Here is an 18,967-nt window from a genome sequence, read left to right as displayed (position 1 = left end):
CGCCTGTTGTGTGGACGTAAAGCGAAGCAGTCCACACAACAGGCGCCGGAGGGCCGAACCCGCAACCCACCACCCACCAGGCGCCCCCGGCCCTCAACCCCACCCCGCCGAAGGCGGAAAAGACAGCAACGCCCACGGCGGGAAAGCCGAAAACGTACGGCTAGATGAACAACGCCGCGACCCGATCCGGCGCCACGGGTCTGGAGTAGAGCCACCCCTGCCCCGTGTCGCAGCCGATGCGGCGAAGCCGCTCCGCCTGTTCGGCGCTTTCGACGCATTCGGCGGTGACCGTGAGCCCGAGGCGGTGGGCCAGCGCCACCAGCGCTTCGACGATCATCTCGTCGGCCGGATTGGGGTGCTCCTGGGAGCGGAAGCCGCGGACGAACGACCCGTCGAGCTTCAATACGGAAACCGGGAGGCGGCTGAGGTAGGCGAGGTTGGAGTAGCCGGTGCCGAAGTCGTCGATGGCGATCCGTACGCCCATGTCGCTCAGTGCCTGGAGGGCCTGGAGCGGGCGGCCGGCGGAGCCCATGACCGCCGACTCGGTCAGTTCCAGCTGGAGCAGCCGCGGCGGCAGTCCGGTCTCGGCGAGGATCCCGGCCACGTCCGCGACCAGGTCGGAGTCCCAGACCTGACGTACGGCCACATTGACGCTGACGAACAGCGGCCGGCCGCCGGGGTGTGCCAGCTGCCAGGCGCGGGCCTGGTGGCAGGCGCGTTCCAGCACCCACCGGCCCAGTTCGACGATCGCGCCGTTCTCCTCCGCCAGCGCGATGAACCGATTCGGCGGCAGCGTCCCGAACTGCGGGTGCCGCCACCGCACCAGCGCCTCGACGCCCTGCGCCCGGCCGTCGCCCAGTCCGACCAGCGGTTGGTACTCCAGGGTGAATTCGCCGCGGTCGACGGCCGGCCGGAGCGTGCTGGACAGTGCCTGGCGGGTCATCCGGTGCGCGTTGCGTTCCGGGTCGAAGAGCGTCCAGCGGGCCTTGCCGTCCTCCTTGGCCCAGTACAGCGTGGTGTCCGCGGCCTGCATCAGGCCGGTCGCGGTGGTGCCGCTGGCGGCCCGTTCCACCACGCCGATGCTGGCCGACACCGACAGCCGCTGCCCGGCCAGGTCGAAGGGGCGCTGCAGCGCGTCCAGGACGCACTGGGCCAGCTCGGCCAGCTGGTCGGTGCCGGTGGAGTCCTCCACCAGGAGGGCGAATTCGTCGCCGCCGAGCCGCGCGACCAGATGCCCGGTGCGGCCCGTCCCGCGGTCGTCGTCGGTCTCCGCGCAGCGCGTCAGCCGCTGTGCCACCGCGCTGAGCAGCCGGTCGCCGACCCGGTGCCCGAGGGTGTCGTTGACGGCCTTGAAGCCGTCCAGGTCGAGGTAGCAGAGCCCGATCCGGCCGGTGCCGGTGGCGTCGAAGGCGGCGGTCTCCAGGGCGGCGGCGAGCCGTTCGAAGAACAGCGCCCGGTTGGGCAGCCGGGTCACCGGGTCGTGCATCTGCAGGTGCCGCAGCCGGGCGAGCAGGTCGTGGCGATCGCTGATGTCGGCCACCGACAGCAGCATCCGCTCCTCGCCGCTGAGCGGTTCCGGCGTCAGCGGCTCGACCGTCACCTCCACCCATACGGAGTGCCCCTCGGGGTGTTTGAGGCGGCGGGTGCAGCGCAACCGGTCGCTGCGGCCGCACAACACCTCGCGGTAGGCGGTCCACACCCGGGGGTCGGCGCCCAGGTCGGTGAGGTCCGCCGCGGTCGCCGCCACCAGGTCCTCCGGGTCGGCGCCGACCAGCTCGCCGAAGGCGGGGTTGGCGGCCAGGACCAGTCCGTCGCGGTTGAGCACGGCCATCGCCAGCCGCCCGGCGTGGAAGGCGGCGCGATAGTCGCCGAGGGAGGCGGCGGAGTCGTCGTCGCGGCGGCCGGCCGGGGCGTGCCGGGCGTCGCCGGTTTCTTTGGGGGTGCCGTTACGTTCCGTCACCGAGGGCAGCGTCGCTCCGGGCGTGCGGCCCGGGCCGTCGGGGTGTCCGCTCACTGCTCGCTCCCGCTTGGCGCTTGTCTCGTGATGGAGGGGGGATCCCGCGCTGGAAAGTGTGGCGATCATAGAGGCTGGCACGAGGGCCGATCCAGCGACGCAGCCGTGCTCCCCGGCCCACATGACGGAACTTCAGCCATTTCTGTCCGGCTCTGTTCGCGGCGATTGCCCCGTTGGTCGTTTGTGACTGTCCGTTACGACACGGTGGAGACGCGCCGGTCACTCGTCTGGGCCCCGGAAACAGGACGAATAGCATTAAATCGCCACAGGGTAGATGAGGTTCCCGAATCCGTCCCTGGAGGTACGAGTGCCGCGCGCCCAGACGCCCGACGGAGGCGACCGTCGCCGCCTGCGGCGCCTGGCAGCCGTCCTCACCTCGCTGAGCGCGCTGATCGCCACGTCGATCGTCGCGGGGCCCGCCACCGCCTCCGAAGCCGCCCTCCCCTGCGCGCTGGGCCGCAGCGACGCCCACCACTCCGAGGGCGTGGACGACTGGAACGGCTCCTACACCCGCCCGGACCGCCCGCTCGACGCGGTGCTGATCTACCTCTCCTTCCCGGACTCCCGGCCGGCCGCCGCCCCGCAGACACTGGCCCGCGACTACTTCCCCGCCACCTCCGCCTTCTTCGAGCGCGCCTCCTACGGCCGCTTCCGGCTGCGCCCGCACGTCCACCGCCCCTGGGTGCGGATGCCGCGCTCGTCCGTGGCGTACGGCATACAGCGCGACTGGGACGCCGGACGGCGCGCGGCCTACCTGCGCGACGCGGTCGCCGCCGCCGACCCCACGGTGGACTTCGGCCGCTACGACGTGGTCTATTTCGTCGCCGATCCGGAAGCGCCCGGCGTCGATTCGGACGCCACCAAAGTGGTCAACCTCGATCAGCCGATGCATGCCGACGATCATGAGCTGCGCCGGTTCGTCACCGTCTTCGAGCAGAGCCCGCCGGACCGCAACGTCCTCGCGCACGAGACCGGTCACGTCTTCGACCTGCCCGATCTGTACCACCGGCCGCAGGGCGGCAAGGGTGACTGGGACACCTATGTGGGGGACTGGGACCTCATGGGCAGCCAGTTCGGACTGGCCCCCGACCCCTTCGCCTGGCACAAGTGGAAGCTCGGCTGGATCGCCGACAACCAGGTTGACTGCGTCGACCTGACGCGGCCCGGCCTGTACTCGCTGCGCACCCTGACCGCCCCCCTGGAACCCCGCGGCCAGCGCCGGCCGCGGCTGCTGGTGCTCCGTACCGGCCCCGGCAGCGCGCTCGCCATCGAGGCCCGCAGCGCCCTGGGCAACGACCGTTCCCTGTGCAGCGAGGGCGTCCTCGCCTACCGCGTCGACAGCGTGACCGCCTCCGGATCGGGCCCGGTCCACGTCCTCGACGGCCACCCCGCCACCTCCGCCTGCTGGGGCACCTCCGTCTACCCGCCGCTCGCGGACGCACCCCTGGGCGTGGGGGAGAGCATGGACGACGCGCGGGACGGCGTACGGATCCAGGTGGCCGGGCGGACCGACGACGGCGACTGGGCGGTCAAGATCGGCCGCGGCTGACGGCCGACGCCGGCGGCCAGGAGACGGCGGTGCGCCCGCCCGTGCCCTATGACGAAGGCCCCCACCTGAGGTGAGGGCCTTCGACCGTCTGTGCGCCGCCAGGGACTCGAACCCCGGACCCGCTGATTAAGAGTCAGCTGCTCTAACCAACTGAGCTAGCGGCGCCTGCTGACGGGGAAAACATTAGCATCCTGATCGGGGAGGACAAAAATCGGTTATCCGCCGGCCTGGACCAGCGCCGAAACGCGGGGCTGACCTGCGGCTTCCCGTGCCTCCCCGGCCCCCGGGCGGGCCGCCCGGACACAGGCCCACAGCAGCACGTCCGGCCCCGGCAGCCAGGGCCGGCGGACGTCCGGCGCCACCAGCCAGCGGGAACCGGCGACGGGGTCGTCGTCGGCCGCGGCGGTGATCGCGTGCGGGCCGGACCGCGGGCGCGTACGGGCGGCGGGGCCGGGGTGCGGGTACAGCGGCGGGATGGTCACCGCGTCCCCGCTGCCGTGGCACAGCAGCGGCGGGACGGCCGCCGCCCACTCCTCCCAGACCAGCAGCGCCGGCAGCCGCTGGGCGGTGCCCGGCGCGGCGAACAGCAGGATCCGCCCGCGGTGCGCGGCCACCGGCCCGGAGCCGGGGCCGTCGGACCAGAGCCGGTCCACCATCCGCCGCCCGAACAGCGCCGGGGCGTTGATCACGTCGAAGGCCGTCCCGCACGGCAGCACGCTCGGCGCTTCCGGGTGCAGCGCCCACAGGGCGTGCACGTCGTCCGGGTGGGGGCTGGCCGAGGCGAGCCAGTCGGCGCCGGCGAGGGTGACGTACGACGTGGCGGGGTGGGCGGGGGTGCGGGGGAGGTCGGGCAGCCGGTCACTCATGAGGACAGGTCTACCGATACGGCCCGTACCGGCTCGGCTGATTGGCGGAAACCGGGACGGCGTGGCAAGGGACCCGGTATCTTGCCCGCTCGCATATGCCAGCGGCTCATGGTTGGGGACCATGAGCCGTCGTGGGCCGTCTGTGGCGGATGTGAACGAGAACCAGGGTGTATGTGGATACGGCCCGGGAGGCCGCGGACCGGGTCGGTGCGGGAGCGGGGTCAGCCCATCGAGGTCAGTCCATGTCGCCGAGCAGTGTGCTGCCGCTCCGCATCAGGCTGCGGCCGAACTCGATCATCTTCTGGGCGTAGTCCTCGGTCCACTCGGCCTGCTCAGCGAGCACGGCCAGCGGCAGCCGGTCGAACCGGCTCGGGTCGGACAGCTGGGCGGCGGCCAGCGCCTGGAACTCCGTGGCGCGGTCGGCCGCGGCGCGGAAGGCCAGGGTCAGCTCCGTCGCGCGGCTGAGCAGCTCGCGCGGGTCCTCTATCGATTCCAGGTCGAAGAAGTGCTCGGGGTCGGCAACGGCCTCGGGTGGTTCGAAGAGCAGCTGCGCGGGCTTCATGCGCCGTGGCCTCGGTGCCGTACCACGGGGATCGGGAGCCGGTCGCGGCTCGGACATGTACGTACCTCCAGATCGTGTGCCGCATTCCATTGTCCCGCCTCGCGCAAGTGCGCCCTGGGGCGTGAGGTGCACGGAGGGGGTGCCGGGGGGCCGTCGGGTCCTGCCGCCCGGTGGCGGGCGGGAGGACCCGGCCTCACGGCCGCCAGGTCACCCGGTGCTCCTGCAGGTGGGCGAGGACGGTGTGGTTGGCCTCCCAGCCGTCCGGGAACTTCACCGTGACGCCCAGGCTGACCGGCTCGGTCGAGGGGTGCTCGTCGAGGAGCTCCGCGACCCCGGCCCGGCAGACCACGATGCAGGCGTGGCGGTGCCGGGAGGCGAGCACGCACAGCCGGCCGGTCTCCAGATGGAAGGCGGTGGCGTCCGGGCGCCCGGACAGCGGGTGCAGGACGACGGTGACGTCGAACTCACGGCCCTGGAGACGGTTGGCGGTGTCCACCGTGACGTCGGGCACGCCCAGCTCCGCGAGGGCGGCGCGGACCGCCGCGGCCTGGTCGCGGTGGGCCGTGCCGACCGCGATCCGGGCGGCGGTCAGCGGCGTCGGATCCGGCGCGTGCTCGCCGCTCGCCGCGCCGCCGCGGTCCAACAGCCGCCGCACCACCAGGGCCACCGCCCGCACCGCCTCCGGGTCCGTGCGCGGCGTACGGCGGGCGGGCAGCTCCAGCAGGCCCCACCCGGACTCGGCCGCCTCGTCCAGCACCCGGTCCACGCCCGAGCCGTCGCCCGGTACCCCGAACGCCAGCCGGCGCTCACCGGGACCGGTGCCGCTGCGGAACGGCGTGTACGGATAGAACGCGGCGGAGACCAGCGGGGCGGCCGAGGCGGGCAACCGCCAGGAGACCGGGAGGCGGTGCTGCGGCAGGTCGGGGTTGTGGGCGAGGAGGGTGGAGACGGCACTGGCCGACGGGTCGTACGCCAGCCCGGCCCACTGCTCGGCGCCCACCACGCTGAACGGGTCGAGCTGCCCGGGGTCGCCCACGAACAGCGCCCGCTCGAAGAGCCCGGCCACGCTCAGCAGCGCGTCCGACCGCATCTGGTACGCCTCGTCCACGATGGCGTGCCGCCACGGCTCGTCGACCTTGGTGTACGCCCACTTCGCGGCCGTCGACACCACGACGTCCAGCCCGGCCAGATCGGCGATCTTCGCGGACGTACGGACCGCCGGCAGCTCGGCCAGCGCCGGGTCGAACGCGCCGGGCTCACTGCTGTGCAGCCGGCCCACCGGCAGCTCGGGGTCCTTCTCGGCGAGCCGCAGGACGAGGTCGTCGACCTGCGCGTTGGTCTGCGCGACGATCATCAACGGGCGCCCGGCGGCGGCCAGTTCGCGGGCCGCGCGGACGACCAGGGTGGACTTGCCGGCGCCCGGCGGGGAGTCGACGACGACGCCGCGGCGGGCGCCGTGCAGCGTGTCGTGCAGGATCGCGTCGGTGGCCGCCGCGGCCGCCGCGGACGGATCGGCGTCCCGGGCGGCACCGGCGGTAGGGGGCGGGTCCTGAAGGGCCGTCATTCCGCGGTGATCTCCAGAGGCGTGGCGGACGGGGCGTTCCGGGTGCGGTCGTGGTTGCGGGTGCGGGTGTGGTTGTGGGCGCGGAGGCGGGTGCGGGCTGGGCTCACAGGAAGTCCTCCGCGGTGACCGGGTCGGCGGTCTCGTGCGGGGCGTCCGTGGTGGCGGAGGGCGGGCCGCCGTGGGTCCACGGGGTGTCCTCCGGGTCCGGGAGCTCGGGGCCGCCGCGCGGGGCGTGTTCGAACAGCGTCCAGCAGACCCTGTCCGCGGGCTCCGGCACCGAACCGGGCTCGGGGGTCCGGCCCCGGCCCATCCCGCCGGTCAGCCGCACCACCAGCGCATCCGGCTCGCCGGGCACGTACGCCACGAACTCGGCGGGCTGGCTACGGCCGTCCGCCAGCGGGCGGTAGAGCTTGACGCCGCCGGACAACAGGGTGCGGTCGTCGGTGCGCAGCGTCACCAGGGGGCGCGGCATCGGGCGCTTGCCCTCGGACATCGCCATCTCCACGGCGGTCACCGTGCCCTCGAACGCCTCCCCGGCCAGCCGGCGGCCCGCCATCACCAGCGGGTCGTCCAGCGCCTCCTGGGCGTCCAGTTGCGCCTGCGCGGTCTCCCGGGCGGACAACTTCTGCGCGGCGGTCACCGCGTCGTCCCGGCGCGGCTGCGGCGGCTCGCCGGCGCGCACCCGGTCGCGGTGCGCGGTGTACGACCAGCGGTCGCGCTTCCAGCGGTCGGTGACCCGGGCGCCCTCGGGGAGCGCCCGCAGCAGGTCGAGGCCGCGCCAGACGGCGTCCCAGGTCGGCCGCAACTGGCCCTCGAGCAGGGCGCGCAGCTCCTCCTCGGCGCCCGGCAGCCCGGCGTCGTAACGGGCCATCGCGGGCGCGAGCCGGCGGTTGTCGAACGCCGGGTCGGTGGCCGGTCCGGCGGGCGGGCACCGCAGCTGACCGTCCGCGTCCCGCGCCGACTCGGCGAACTCGGCGGCCTCCTGCCCGGACCGCCCCGGCGGCGGATCGATCCAGGCGAGCAGCGCCCCCAGGTGCTGGTCCTCCAGCACGCTCTGCCCCGTCGCCCAATGGCGGGCCAGCAGCCCCGTCATGGGCAGCAGCAGGGAGGCGCCGGGAACCCGGGCGCGCTCGCCGAAGTGCGTCAGCCAGCGGCCCAGCAGCGGGACGTGCGGCGGCGCGGGGTGGGGCGCCTCCGGATCCTGCTCGGCGGTCCGCCGGAACCGCATCGAGCGGCCCAGCAGCCGGACGTACTCCACGCCCGCCGCACTCGGGACGATCAACTGCGGGGCGTCCGCGCACAGTTCGACCTGCACCGGGACCTTCTTGCCGGTCTCGGGGTCGGTCTCCTTGCGCTCCTCCCACTCCACGGCGTCGGCGAAGCCGTCCACGTACGGGAGCACGGTTTCGGCCAGCTCGGCCAGGAACGCGAACCGCAGATCGCGGTTGCGCGGCTGAGGTACGGCCAGCAGGGCGGGCTTCTCCCGGTCCGTGCCGACCAGCGCACCCAGCGGGGCGCCGGCCTCACCCGCGGTCGTCAACGGCACGAGGACCAGCGGGTTTTCGGAGAGATGGCGGTGCCGGACCGTACAGCGCGGACGGGCCCGACCGGCGGCCACCGCCTCCATCCGGGCCAGCGTCTCGATCAGCGACATCTACGCCTCCTCCCCTCGCGGGTAGTACGGGACGGAGGGCTCTTCCGGCCGGGGGCGGGGGAGGGAGGGCTCGCTCGTTGGCGGCTGTGGTGCGGGGGACTCGCCCTTCGGCGGCTGTGGTGTGGATGGTTCCTTCGCGGGTGCTTGCGGGACGGGGGGCTCGCCCGTTGGCGGTTGCGGTACGGATGGCCCATTCGCCGGTGCCTGCGGTGTGGATGGTTCTTCTGCCGGTACTTGCGGGAGGGAGGGCACTTCTGCCGGCAGTTGAGGGATGCCGGCGGCCGCCAGTGCCTCGGCGCGCAGCGCGGCGGCCCGACGCAGGGCGAGGACGGCCGGGTCGTCGGGGTGGGTCGGGTTGTCGGGGTCGGTCGGGGCGTCAAGGCCCGTCGAGTCGTCATGGCCGACCGGGTCATAGGGGCTGGCCAGGTCGTCGGGGCCGGTCGGCTCGTGGAGACCGGTCGTGTCGTAGGGACCGGTCGGGTTGTCGGGGCTGACCGGACTGGCCTGGCTGGCCGGACCGGCCTGGCTGGCCGGAGTGGCCGGGCTGACCGGACCGGCCGGGCTGAGCGGTCCGGTCGGGCCGGTCGCCGTACGAGGGCTCCCGCACGGCGCGCCGGGGGCACCGTGGTCGGCCCGGCGCCCGGCGCCGGCGGCCGTCAGCACCTCCTCGATGGTGCGCAGTCCGCCCAGCTCGCCCCGGACGCCGCGGCCCAGCGCCTCCACCGAGCCTTCCTGGCGGGCCTGTTTCCGGCAGTGGAAGGCCAGCTCGCAGGCGGCGAGGCACTCGGGGGCGTAGGCCGCGCCGACCGCCCCGACGGCCGCGGCCAGCTCTTCCGCAGGACGGGTCGGGGTCTTCCCGTCGTCCGCCAGCAGCAGATCGAAGGTGGTCCCCTCCGGGAGGGCCGCGGCGATCTCCTCGATCCGGGTGAGCCGGCTCAACTGTCGCCGGGTCGTGGCCAGTTGCTTGCGGACGTCCACGGCCGCGGCCGTCGGGAGGTTGGAGAAGTCCTTCGGGCACACCAGCAGCACCCGGTCGCGGACCCGCACCGCGCGGCCCGCGTGCGCGGCGGCGTGTGCGGCGACCGGCTCCAGGGCGAGCACGTACACCGCCGCCTGGCGGGCCGCCGCGCCCACCTTGGCGGCGTCCGCCGAACCGTCGATCATCGGGAAGGACTTGATCTCCACGACCGTCCAGCACCCGTCCGGATGCACCACCACCGCATCCGGCTCCAGATAGGCGGGCGAGCCGGCCACGTCGACCGCCAGCATCGGGTGGTCGAGCAGCGCCCACCCGCCGGCCGCGGTCGCCTCGCGCAGCGCCAGCGCCGTACGCGCCGCGCGGCCCTCCGGCCCCGCCGCGGACAGATCGGGAGTGGCCACCTCGTCCGGCTCGGGCGGCGGGCTCCCCGGGTCGAGCCGCTCCCGCACCAGCCGCAGCAGCTCCGCACCGCCGTCCGCCTTCACCCGGGCCTCGAACGCATTGCCCCGCACGAACGCGAACTGCGACTGCCCGTACCCCGCCGGCGAACCGAGGGCACCGGCCAGTGCGCCCTTGTCGACGCCCGCACCGTCCAGCAGCGCCCGGCGCCGGCAGCCGGGATTGGCGGCCAGTGCGGCGAGCGCCCGGGCGTCGAGCGACCGGGGGCGTACGCCGGGACCACGCAACTCGCTGAGCCGCTGGCGCAGGCTCGATGACGGCAGCACCTGCCCCGCCGGGGGACCGGCCGCCACGCCTCGACTGTCGCGGAAAACGTTCACCTGCCGAAGTCTCGCATCCAGCACTGACATCCGGCATCGAGTCCGGCACGGACAGCCGGTATCGAGATCGGCACTGACAGCCGGCATCGAGATCGGCACGGACAGCCGGCATTGAGATCGGGCACGCGGCGTGGCTTGGTGCGGGGGCGTGGGGCGTAGGGCGTGGGGCCCGGGGCGCGGGACGAAGGGTGTGGGCGGCGGGGCGCGGGCCGGGGAAGAGGGCCGGAGGGCCAGTGGGCCAGTAGGCCGGGGTGCAGTGCGGGCGGGGCCGGAGGTCTCCCCCGCCCCCTCCCCCTCTCCCCCTTCGGGGGAGGGGGCGGGGGGTGGGTTCGGGGGTGGGGGGATGCGGAGGCGCAGCGAGTGACCCCGGGCGGGCGAGGTGCCTCGGGGTGGATGGGGTGGCCCGCGGGTGAGGCGTCTCGTGTGGGCCCCGTGGGCCAGGCGTCTCGTGTGGATGAGGTGGCCCGCGGACGAGGCGTCTCGGTTAATTGAGGCGCCCCGTGGGCAAGGCGCCCCGTGGGCCAGGCGCCTCCGTGTGTGAGGCTCCCCTGAAGGAGGAGCCCCCGTGGGCGAGCCGCCCCGAGGAGGAGCTGCCCCCGTGGGCGAGGCGCCCCGAGGAGGAGGCGCGGCGCCCCGAGGAGGAGGCGCCCCCGAGGAGGAGCCGCCCCCGCGGGCGAGGCGCCCTCATGGGCGAGGTGCCCCCCAGGATGAGGCGCCGGTGGGCGAGGGCTCCTGTGCGTAGGGGCCTGTGCGTAGGGGCCTGGGCGTTCCACCCCCGACCGCGGACAAAACGCCCCCATGGGTGATGATGGAATGCCCGCGGTCAATGCTGCCCGCGCCGAGAGACGATGAGTGAGTGGCCGAGTGATCGGCGAAAGGTGCGACCCATGGCAGCGCGCATAATCCTGGCCCGGCACGGGAAGACCGAATGGTCCGTTTCCGGCAGGCACACCGGCCGTACGGACATCCCGCTGCTGGACGACGGCCGGCGCGGCGCGAAGCTGCTCGGCGAACGGCTGCACCACGCGCCCTGGGACGGCCTGCCGGGCGTCGAGGTCCGTACCAGTCCCCTGGTGCGCGCGAAGGAGACCTGCGAGCTGGCCGGGTTTGGCGACCGGGCGCAGCAGTGGGACGCGCTGATGGAGTTCGACTACGGCGCGTACGAGGGGCTGACGCCCGACCAGATCAAGGCGGGACGCCCGGGGTGGCTGATCTGGCGGGACGGCGTGCCCGAGGGCGAGACGCTGGCAGAGGTCTCCGCACGGGCGGACGAGGTCGTCGACTGGGCGCGATCGGCCGACCGGGACGTGCTGGTCTTCGCGCACGGGCACATCCTGCGCGCCCTCGGCGCCCGCTGGCTGGGCCTGGACATCTCGTTCGGCGCCCGCATCCGGCTGGAGCCGACGTCCCTGTCGGTGCTCGGCTGGGCCTACGGGGAGCCGGCGATCGAGCGTTGGAACGACACGGGTCATCTGGGCTGATCCCGGCCGTCTCGTAGGCCGACGGCCGTCCGCTCGACGGCCGTCCGCTCGACGGCCGTCCGCTCGACCACCGTCCGTTCGACCGCCGTCCGCTTGAGGCCGGCGCTTTCGCCCGCCGGGCCTCTCGCCCGCCGGGCCGCTCGCCCCCCAGTCCGCTCGACCACCGGGCCGCGGGACCGGAATATGGGGCTCTAGCGGCCACTGGGTTCCCAGGACTCCCCAGCTCCCCGCCCCCTACGCCGCCCCCACCCCCGCCCCCGCCCCTACGCCCCTGCCCCCGCCACCCCCACCGCCTCACCCGTCCCCGCCCCTGCTTGCGCCCCTGCTCCCGTCCCTGCTTCCGACCCCGTCCCCCCTCCCGCCGCCGCGTGCCTGGTCAGGAAGTCGGAGACCGGGGGGAGGGTGTGGTGGGGGCGGAGGGTGTGGGCGGTGGTGGTGAGGAGGGTGCGGATACGGGCGGAGCGGACCTGTTCGAGGAGGGCCAGGACGCGCAGGCCGGCCGCGGCGGCCTCCTCGGGGGCGCCGTCGGCGGCGAGGTCGGCGGCCAGTTCGGCGGTGAACAGCGCGATGTTGCGGGTGAAGTGCGGGTCCTGGAGGGCCACCGCGCGGTGTGCGTGCTCGGCGGCGCGTCCGGCGTCGCCGAGGGCCGACCAGCACTGCGCCTCGAGGCCGGCGAGTTCGGCCTCGCCGTAGAACGTCATCCACTCGGGGTCGCCGTCCCGCGGCCCGGCGGCGAACAGCCGCTCGGCGCGGGCCAGTGCCTGCTCGCAGCCGGAACGGTCCGCCAGCCCCGCCCAGCCGCCCGCCTCGCGCAGTGCCAGCAGGGACAGCAGTCGCGGCGAGGCGAGGTGCTTGGCGGCCTGCTGCCCGGCCTGTGCGGCGCGGACCGCCTCGCGCGGGCGGCCGGCGTCGCGGGCGAGGAAGGCGGTGTTGCAGAACGCGTGCGCCTCCAGGGCGGCGTCGCCGCAGACCCGGGCGGTGGCCAGCGCCTCGGCGTAGTGGGAGCGGGCGTCGTCGAAGCGGCCGGAGTCGTGGGCCAACCAGCCGACGCTGATGGCGAGTTCACCGGCCCCGGTGTGCAGCCGGTCGGCGACCGAACGGTGCCGGACGTCGGCCTCCAGCAGGTCGTAGGCGGCGCGCAGCGGCTGGGTGGCGCGGTGGTAGATGCCCTCCGCGCCGTGCCGGTCGTCCAGCAACCGGATGTGCCGGACGGCCTGTTCGACGGCGGTGGCCTCGGCCGCACCGGCCCGGATGCCGGCCGGTGCGCGCGGCGGGGGCACCCGGTCGGATGCGGCGGCGGCAGCGGCCTCGATGGGGTGCAGGGCGGCGAAGCCCAGGGCTGCCGCCGGGCCGCCGGTGATGAACGCGCGACGCAGCACGTCGCTCTCCTCGCAGATCTGGATACGGGTATCGCGGTGGTCGGGGTCGGTTGCCAGGGGCGCGGCGCTGACCGCCGCCGTACGCGCCCCCCGTCCGCGTACCGCCTCGCGCGGCGCGAAGCCCATGTCCGGCAGCGTCAGCCCGGGGAACATGTGCCGGAACACCCGTTCGTAGGCGTAGTTCGGACACCGGATCTCCCCGGACTCGACGCGCCCCACATAGCGGGCATCGCACGAGACCTGCTCACCGATCTCACGGGCGGACCGTCGGACCGCCGCCGCGAACTCGCCCGGGGACAGCCGGCCGCGCAGCTGTCGGAAGGCGGTGTTCGGGCGGGCGGGTACGGTACGGGACGACGCTGATCGTGGTGCTGGCGACGCCATGGCGGACCCTCTCCGTGCCCTCTCCGTGCCATCTGTGTGGCGATGCCGCGTCCTGGCGGTGCGGCGGGACGACCGTACCGGCTGTGACGACGGCGATACGCACAGTTTGGCTACAAATCGGATATCTCACGCGCGATCTGCCATGAACTGCCATCCTTTGCAGCGTTACGCCGCCGTAGCTGTTGACACGCCTGGCCGTTGAATCCGGTGTAAAGGGACTGCAGCTGCAGGAGGAGGGGTTTTCCGTGTGGGAGACCGGCGTGAGCAGGGGCGGCAACGGTTCCGCGGGCCAGGCCGGCGGCCGGCGGAGGCAGGTCGTGCCGGGCGGGCCCGCCGTCCCGGTACAGCCCTGCGACCTCGTGACGGTGCCCGCCCGGCAGGGGCTGGAGGCCGTGGACATCCTGCGGCTGCGGGACGGCGTGGGCCCGGTGCTGCACGACGGGGCCTGCGACACCCTCGGTTTCCTCGTACCGCCGGGCACGGCCGCCGGCTGGGACGTGCCGGGCAGCGCCTGCACCCAGACCTACGGCCGGGGGATCGTGCTGGGCGCCGCGGGCGGTGACGGTGTGCAGGCCGAGCCGCCGGTGACCGGGACCGGCTGGCTGGTGCCGCCGGAGGGCGCGGGGGCGGCCGCCACCGACCCGGCCGTGCTGCGGGCGGCGCTCGGGGAGGCGGCGCGGACGATCGAGGCGGTCGACCGCTGTCAGTAACCCCGTGGGAGCCGTGGACAAGCGACGGACGAGCGGCGGACAGCGGCGGACGAACGACCGACGGACGAACGACCGACGGACGACGACCGACGGACGACGACCGACGGACGACGACCGACGGACGACGGACGAACGATGTGCAGGGGCCGCCCGGTGTGAGCCGGGCGGCCCCTTTGGTGTGCCTGGGTGGTGTGCCGAGGTGCCGAGGTGCCGAGGTGGTGAGCCGGGTGGGCGGCCTGCTCAGAGGGCGGGCTCGTCGGCAGGGGTGTCGGGGGCCGGGGTGGTGGCGCCGGCCGGGCGGGGGATGGTGGCGGTGCCGTGGCGGTCGCCGAGCCGGCGCCGGACGCCGCGGACCACCCGCGCCGCGGTGAAGGCCGCGCCGTGCACGAACCGCATCGACGGGCCGAAGGACGGCTCGGTCAGCAGGCCGGCGAAGAACAGGCCGGGCCAGGAGGACTCGAAACCGGCGCTCAGTTCGGGCGCGCGGCTGCCGCCGACCGTCCGCAGGGTGGTGCGCACCCGGGGGTGGAGCAGCCGCAGCCGTCCCAGGTCAGGGGTGAAGCCGGTGGCGGCCACCACATGGTGGGTGTCGAGGGTTTCGGTACTCCCCTCCGTATGGGTGAGATGGAGCCGCACGCCGTCGCCGTGCGGGACCGCGGCCCGGAGCCGGTGGTGGAGGAGGAGCGGTACGGCGGATTCGAAGCGTTCGCGCAGCCACCAGGCGCCGGCCGGACCCAGCGCGGTCTCGCCGATCCGTACCCGGGCCGTCAACGGCAACCGGCGTACCGCCCCCGGGAGTTGGGACCACGCCCAGTTCGGCCAGCCGGTGCCGAGGGCGCTGTGCGGGTCGCGCAGCGCGCGCAGCCGGCCGCGGTCGAGGGGCTGCGGCGGGGAGTTCCAGCGCAGCCGGTCGGCGCGGGCGACGACCTGGGCGCGGGCGCCCTGTTCGGCGAGCAGGGTCGCGGTCTCCAGGGCGCCCTGGCCGGAGCCGATGACGGTGACGTGCCGGCCGGTGAAGCGGGACAGGTCGCGGTGGTCGCTGCTGTGCGAGGCGAGTTCGGCGGGGAGGTCGAGCAGCGGCCAGGGGCGGTGGGCGAACGGCGGGGCGCCGACGGCGAGGACGACGGTGCGGGCCGCGATCAGTTCGCCGGTGTCGGTCGCCACCTGGAAGCCGTCGTCGCCGTCCGGGCGGACCGCGGTGACGGTGCTCTCGTCGATCTGCGGTACGGCCCGTTCGGCGAACCATCTGCCGTACGCGGTGAAGGTGTCGAGGGGCAGCGGAACGCCGTGCTCGGCGGTCAGGTCGTGGGCGGCGCAGTAGTCGGCCAGGGTGTGGCCGCCGGCGGGGGAGGAGAGGCTGGAGGCCCAGGGCTCGGACTTGAGGAGCATGCCGGCGGGCATGTGGTCGCGCCACGAGGCCATCGGGCGGCCCAGGACCCGCAGCCGTAGTCCGGCCGCCGCCGCGTGCGCGGCGATCGAGAGTCCGTAGGGGCCGGCGCCCACCACCACGAGGTCGTACATGGGTGTCTTCCTGCTCTTTCTGGTGTCTGGTCGTTGGGGGCTGGGTGGTGCCCCGGTGCCGCTGGGGGCGTGCCTCGGATCCGACGCCCGGGGCGTACGGCGGATGGCGGCGCTCCGTCAGTGGCTCGGCGGCACCGACGTCCGGGTGGGGGCCACACCTACCCGCCCGGCACCAACCGGTCGGCCATCGAGGGCGGCCCGGCTTCTGCCGGCCATCTCCTGGGTGGCGGGGGCCAGATGGGCGGCGTACCGGGGCCGCAGGTGTTCCGGGGTCACGCCCCGGCCCTGCCACTGCAGGCCCGGGAACGGAGTGGCCGACCGGCAACGGAGGTGCGGCGCCCGCCGGTCGGCGGCCGGCGCGGCGAACGCGGCCGGGGCGCGGCGGCGCGTCGTGGTCATCGCACGGCGCCCTCGGCGGCCGGTACGGCGCCCGCCTCGACCGCGGTGTGCGCCGGGGCCGGGACCGACCCGCCGGCCCGTACGGCGGGGGGCCGTTCGCGCGGGCGCACCAGCAGCACCAGCCCGCCCAGCAGTCCGCCCGCCGCGCCGCCCACCGCGGCCGACAGCGGTGCGGACGGCGGGACCGGGCCGTCCGGGGCCGCGGCGCGGGCGAGGACCAGCAGGTGGGCGCCTGTGCGCAGGGCGGTGCGGTTGCCGGTCCCGGCCAGCGAGCGGGTCACCGCGTCGGCGAGGCCCGCGGCGGCGGCCGGGGTGCGCGCGGTGCCGGTGACCTCGATCGTCGGGGCGTCCGGCGAGGTCGCCGCCCGGATGCCGTCGCGCAGCGCGCCGAGCGGCAGACCGGAGTCCCGGTGCGCGTCGGTCAGCACCGCGCCGCTGGTGGCGAGCCGGCCGTACGACTGGGCGAGGCCGAGCGCGGCGGCCGGGTCGGTGCCCTTGCCGGGCACCACGACGACACGGCCGGTCGCGGCGTACCGCGGTGGCTCGACCGCCTGGTACGCCCCGCCGCCGGCCGTGCCGAGCAGGGCGCACAGCGGCACCGGCCACCAGCGGGGCAGCCGGCGCACCCGGGCCCGCAGCCGGCGCAGCGCGGTCCGCCCCCGGCCGGTGGGGGCGTGGTGCAGGATCCCGTGCACGGCGCCGCCTACCGGTTGGTGAGCGTGGACGGGGCGGGTGCCGGGGACGGGTCCGGCAGCGAGACCACCCCGGTGGCGTGGACCGGGGCGGCCGGCGCGGGCGCGCGCCAGCGTGCCGCGGCGGTGGCCAGGGCCTCCTCGTAGACGGCCATCAGTTCCTCGGCGCTGCGGGCGATGTCGTAGCGGCGCACCACCGGCGGGACCGGCAGCCGGCCCGGGCCCCGCCGCCTCAACTCCCGCAGTGCGGTGGCGAGTTCGTGTACGCCGGGGCTGAAGCGCCGGGCGCCGGGTGCCTGGTCCTCGGGCAGTTCGTCGACCGCCGGGCAGCTGCCGTAGAGGACGTGCAGCCCGGACGCCAGCGCCTCCAGGACGGCCAGGCCGAACGCCTCCTCGGGGGACGGGGAGACGAAGACGTCGATGGCGGAGAGCAGCCCGGGGATGTCCGGCCCCGCGGCCGCGTCGCCGCCGCCCGCCGCACCCTGCGATGCGGGGCCGGTGCCGCCGGTGCGGGCCCAGGCGTCGGCCCGGCCCGCGGCCAGCGCGTCGAACGCCCCGTCCCGGGCGCCCAGGAGGTGGATCCGGTCGCCCGAGCCGAACTGTTCGGCCATTCGCCGCAGCATGTCCCGCTCCGGCCCCTCACCGGCCAGCAGCAGGTGTACGCCGGGGAGTTGGGTCACCGCGCGGACCAGGACGTCGAACCGTTTGCCGGGCACCAGCCGGCCCACCCCGCCGACCACGAACGCGTCCACCGGCAGCCCGAGGCGGGTGCGGACCAGCGCCCGGGCGGCCGGGTCGAAGGCGAAGCGGTGGGCCTCGATGCCGTTGGGGACGACATGGATGCGCTCGCCGGGCACGCCCCAGCGGCGCAGCCGGGCGGCGACGGTGTCCGAGACCGCGACCGTCGCCGAGCCCAGCCGCTCGGTGGCCCGGTACAGCGCGCGCACGCCGCGGGTGAGCCGGCGGCCCTCGATGACCGCGTCGCCGAGGGAGTGCTCGGTGGCGACCACCGCCCGGACCCCGGCCAGCCGGGCGGCGATCCGGCCGTAGACGCAGGCCCGGTAGAGGTGGGTGTGGACCAGGTCGTGGCCGCCGGCGCGGATCAGCCGGGCCAGCCGGGGCACGGCGGTCAGATCGCGGTTGCCGGTCATGCCGAGGTGGGTGACGGGGATGCCGTCGGCCTCGATGCCCGCGGCGACCGGGCCGGGGTCGGTCAGCGTGACGACCTCGCACGTGGCGGGCAGCCGGCGCAGCATCAGCCGCAGCTGCTGCTCGGCGCCGCCCACGTCGAGGCCGGTGATGACGTGCAGGACTTTCACCGTGTGCCTCCAGGAGTAGCGGTAGCGGCCGGGGATGGCGGGTTGCCCGGCCCGAACGGTGTCGCGGGTCCGGGGAAGGGGGTCTCGTCGGGGGGCAGGGTGCGGCGGCGCAGCGGGTGCAGGGCCCGTTTGAGGGAGAGCCGCCAAGGGGTGTCGGCGGCGCCGATGTGTACCCGTGGCAGGGCGTGCCGGCCGGTGAGCGGGCCGGGGTCGAGGGCGCAGGCGTAGCCGTAGCCGGCCGCCCGGACCGCCGCGACGGCCCGGGCGTCGACCCCGCCGTACGGGTAGCAGAAGCCGTCCGGGGCCCGGCCGGTGAGCTCGGCGAGCCGGGCCCGGCTGACCGCGGTCTCGCGCTCCCGGGTGACCGGGTCGGCGGTGGTGAGGTCCTGGTGCAGCAGCCCGTGCGAGCCGACCTCCATCCCGGCGGCGGCCACCGCGCGGATGCCGTCCTCGGTGAGCAGCGGTCTGCGCGGGCCCCTGGGGTCCCAGGAGTTGAGCCCGCCGGTGCGGCCGGGCAGCACGAACACCGTGGCGGTGCAGTCGTGCCGGCGCAGCAGGGGGAGCGCGCCGGTGAGGAAGTCGGCGTAGCCGTCGTCGAAGGTCAGCCCGACCAGTCCGGCGGCGCGTCCGGCGGCCCGGGCGCGCAGCAGTTCGCCGACCGCCACCCCGCGCAGCCCGCGGTCGCGCAGCCAGCGCAGCTGACGGTCCAGCAGGCCGGGGGAGACGGTGATCCGGTACGGGTCGGCCGGCCGGCCGGCGGTGTCGGTGACCGAGTGGTACAGCAGGATCCAGGGCGGACTCTCGCGGCCGGGACGGCGGCGGACGGCGGGGCGGCGGCGGACGACGGGGCGGCCGGGGGCCGGCGGGGCGGGGGCGCGCTGCGGCGGCGGTTCAACGGGCATGGGCCAGCTTTCCTTTGACGACGACGAGCGGATGCCGGACCTCGGGGGCCCGGGGGACGGCGAGGGCGGTGCCGGCGAACACGGCGGGCACCGGCAGCGCACCGGCCGCCGCGCAGAGCAGCGGGCCGGCGGGCGGCGCGGCGAGTGGGCCGCCCACCGCGCCCACCGCGCCCACCGCGACCGCCGCGACCGCCGCGACCGCCGAGACCGCCG

The 18,967-nt window shown here is 75.4% G+C and carries 15 protein-coding genes, 1 tRNA gene and 1 pseudogene; 3 read left to right on the top strand and 14 right to left on the bottom strand.

Features of this window, described 5'->3' with window-relative positions; genetic code table 11:
* Positions 1-160: 160 nt before the first annotated feature.
* Complete coding sequence (locus tag ACFV1J_RS39060) at positions 161-1,960, bottom strand: putative bifunctional diguanylate cyclase/phosphodiesterase (RefSeq protein WP_385866532.1); 1,800 nt, start codon at positions 1,958-1,960, stop codon at positions 161-163.
* Positions 1,961-2,321: 361 nt separating this feature from the next.
* On the opposite strand from ACFV1J_RS39060, the gene ACFV1J_RS39055 reads away from it, so the two are divergent.
* Positions 2,322-3,563, top strand: coding sequence for a M6 family metalloprotease domain-containing protein (locus ACFV1J_RS39055; protein ID WP_385866530.1), 1,242 nt, complete (start codon positions 2,322-2,324; stop codon positions 3,561-3,563).
* Between the two features lie 91 nt (positions 3,564-3,654).
* On the opposite strand, the gene ACFV1J_RS39050 is transcribed toward ACFV1J_RS39055, so the two are convergent.
* The 6 genes and pseudogenes from ACFV1J_RS39050 to ACFV1J_RS39025 all read right to left on the bottom strand — a co-directional run.
* A tRNA-Lys gene (locus ACFV1J_RS39050) sits at positions 3,655-3,728 on the bottom strand.
* A 50-nt stretch (positions 3,729-3,778) separates the two neighbouring features.
* Positions 3,779-4,429: a bifunctional DNA primase/polymerase gene (locus ACFV1J_RS39045; protein ID WP_385866528.1), complete on the bottom strand. Its 651-nt coding sequence runs from the start codon at positions 4,427-4,429 to the stop codon at positions 3,779-3,781.
* 235 nt (positions 4,430-4,664) lie between these two features.
* On the bottom strand, positions 4,665-5,048 hold the full coding sequence (locus tag ACFV1J_RS39040; RefSeq protein WP_385866526.1) for a hypothetical protein: 384 nt from the start codon (positions 5,046-5,048) through the stop codon (positions 4,665-4,667).
* A 136-nt stretch (positions 5,049-5,184) separates the two neighbouring features.
* On the bottom strand, positions 5,185-6,555 hold the full coding sequence (locus ACFV1J_RS39035; protein ID WP_385866524.1) for an AAA domain-containing protein: 1,371 nt from the start codon (positions 6,553-6,555) through the stop codon (positions 5,185-5,187).
* Between the two features lie 103 nt (positions 6,556-6,658).
* A complete protein-coding gene (locus ACFV1J_RS39030; RefSeq protein WP_385866522.1) occupies positions 6,659-8,209 on the bottom strand; it encodes a hypothetical protein in 1,551 nt (516 codons plus the stop codon).
* 615 nt (positions 8,210-8,824) lie between these two features.
* Positions 8,825-9,967: pseudogene (locus ACFV1J_RS39025) on the bottom strand (hypothetical protein); the annotation flags it as partial.
* An 887-nt stretch (positions 9,968-10,854) separates the two neighbouring features.
* On the opposite strand from ACFV1J_RS39025, the gene ACFV1J_RS39020 reads away from it, so the two are divergent.
* Positions 10,855-11,448 carry a histidine phosphatase family protein gene (locus tag ACFV1J_RS39020; RefSeq protein WP_385866520.1) on the top strand — a complete coding sequence of 198 codons (594 nt, stop codon included), beginning with the start codon at positions 10,855-10,857 and terminating at the stop codon, positions 11,446-11,448.
* Between the two features lie 263 nt (positions 11,449-11,711).
* Here the strand turns inward: ACFV1J_RS39020 and ACFV1J_RS39015 are convergent, their stop codons facing one another.
* The gene (locus tag ACFV1J_RS39015) at positions 11,712-13,211 is read right to left on the bottom strand and encodes a tetratricopeptide repeat protein (RefSeq protein WP_385866518.1); all 1,500 of its coding nucleotides are present in this window, start codon (positions 13,209-13,211) and stop codon (positions 11,712-11,714) included.
* A gap of 245 nt (positions 13,212-13,456) precedes the next feature.
* Between ACFV1J_RS39015 and ACFV1J_RS39010 the strand changes: the two genes are divergently transcribed.
* Entirely contained in the window at positions 13,457-13,921 is a 465-nt protein-coding gene (locus ACFV1J_RS39010; protein ID WP_385866516.1) for a hypothetical protein, read from the top strand.
* 240 nt (positions 13,922-14,161) lie between these two features.
* On the opposite strand, the gene ACFV1J_RS39005 is transcribed toward ACFV1J_RS39010, so the two are convergent.
* The 6 genes from ACFV1J_RS39005 to ACFV1J_RS38980 all read right to left on the bottom strand — a co-directional run.
* Positions 14,162-15,442 (bottom strand): NAD(P)-binding domain-containing protein, encoded by a 1,281-nt coding sequence (locus tag ACFV1J_RS39005; protein WP_385866514.1) that lies wholly within the window; start codon positions 15,440-15,442, stop codon positions 14,162-14,164.
* 117 nt (positions 15,443-15,559) lie between these two features.
* Positions 15,560-15,841 carry a hypothetical protein gene (locus tag ACFV1J_RS39000; protein ID WP_385866512.1) on the bottom strand — a complete coding sequence of 94 codons (282 nt, stop codon included), beginning with the start codon at positions 15,839-15,841 and terminating at the stop codon, positions 15,560-15,562.
* Positions 15,838-16,536: a lipopolysaccharide biosynthesis protein gene (locus ACFV1J_RS38995; RefSeq protein WP_385866510.1), complete on the bottom strand. Its 699-nt coding sequence runs from the start codon at positions 16,534-16,536 to the stop codon at positions 15,838-15,840. The genes ACFV1J_RS39000 and ACFV1J_RS38995 overlap by 4 nt, the downstream gene beginning before the upstream one ends.
* Before the next feature lie 8 nt (positions 16,537-16,544).
* The gene (locus ACFV1J_RS38990; RefSeq protein ID WP_385866508.1) at positions 16,545-17,852 is read right to left on the bottom strand and encodes a glycosyltransferase; all 1,308 of its coding nucleotides are present in this window, start codon (positions 17,850-17,852) and stop codon (positions 16,545-16,547) included.
* The gene (locus tag ACFV1J_RS38985; RefSeq protein WP_385866506.1) at positions 17,849-18,754 is read right to left on the bottom strand and encodes a polysaccharide deacetylase family protein; all 906 of its coding nucleotides are present in this window, start codon (positions 18,752-18,754) and stop codon (positions 17,849-17,851) included. The genes ACFV1J_RS38990 and ACFV1J_RS38985 overlap by 4 nt, the downstream gene beginning before the upstream one ends.
* A partial coding sequence (locus ACFV1J_RS38980; protein WP_385866504.1) for a hypothetical protein occupies positions 18,744-18,967 on the bottom strand: 224 nt, incomplete at its 5' end. The genes ACFV1J_RS38980 and ACFV1J_RS38985, both read right to left, overlap by 11 nt.

Source organism: Streptomyces sp. NPDC059649 (assembly GCF_042734445.1).
Lineage (GTDB): Bacteria > Actinomycetota > Actinomycetes > Streptomycetales > Streptomycetaceae > Streptomyces.
Note: the sequence above shows the minus strand (reverse complement) of the source record. Positions and strands in the feature narration are given on the sequence as shown.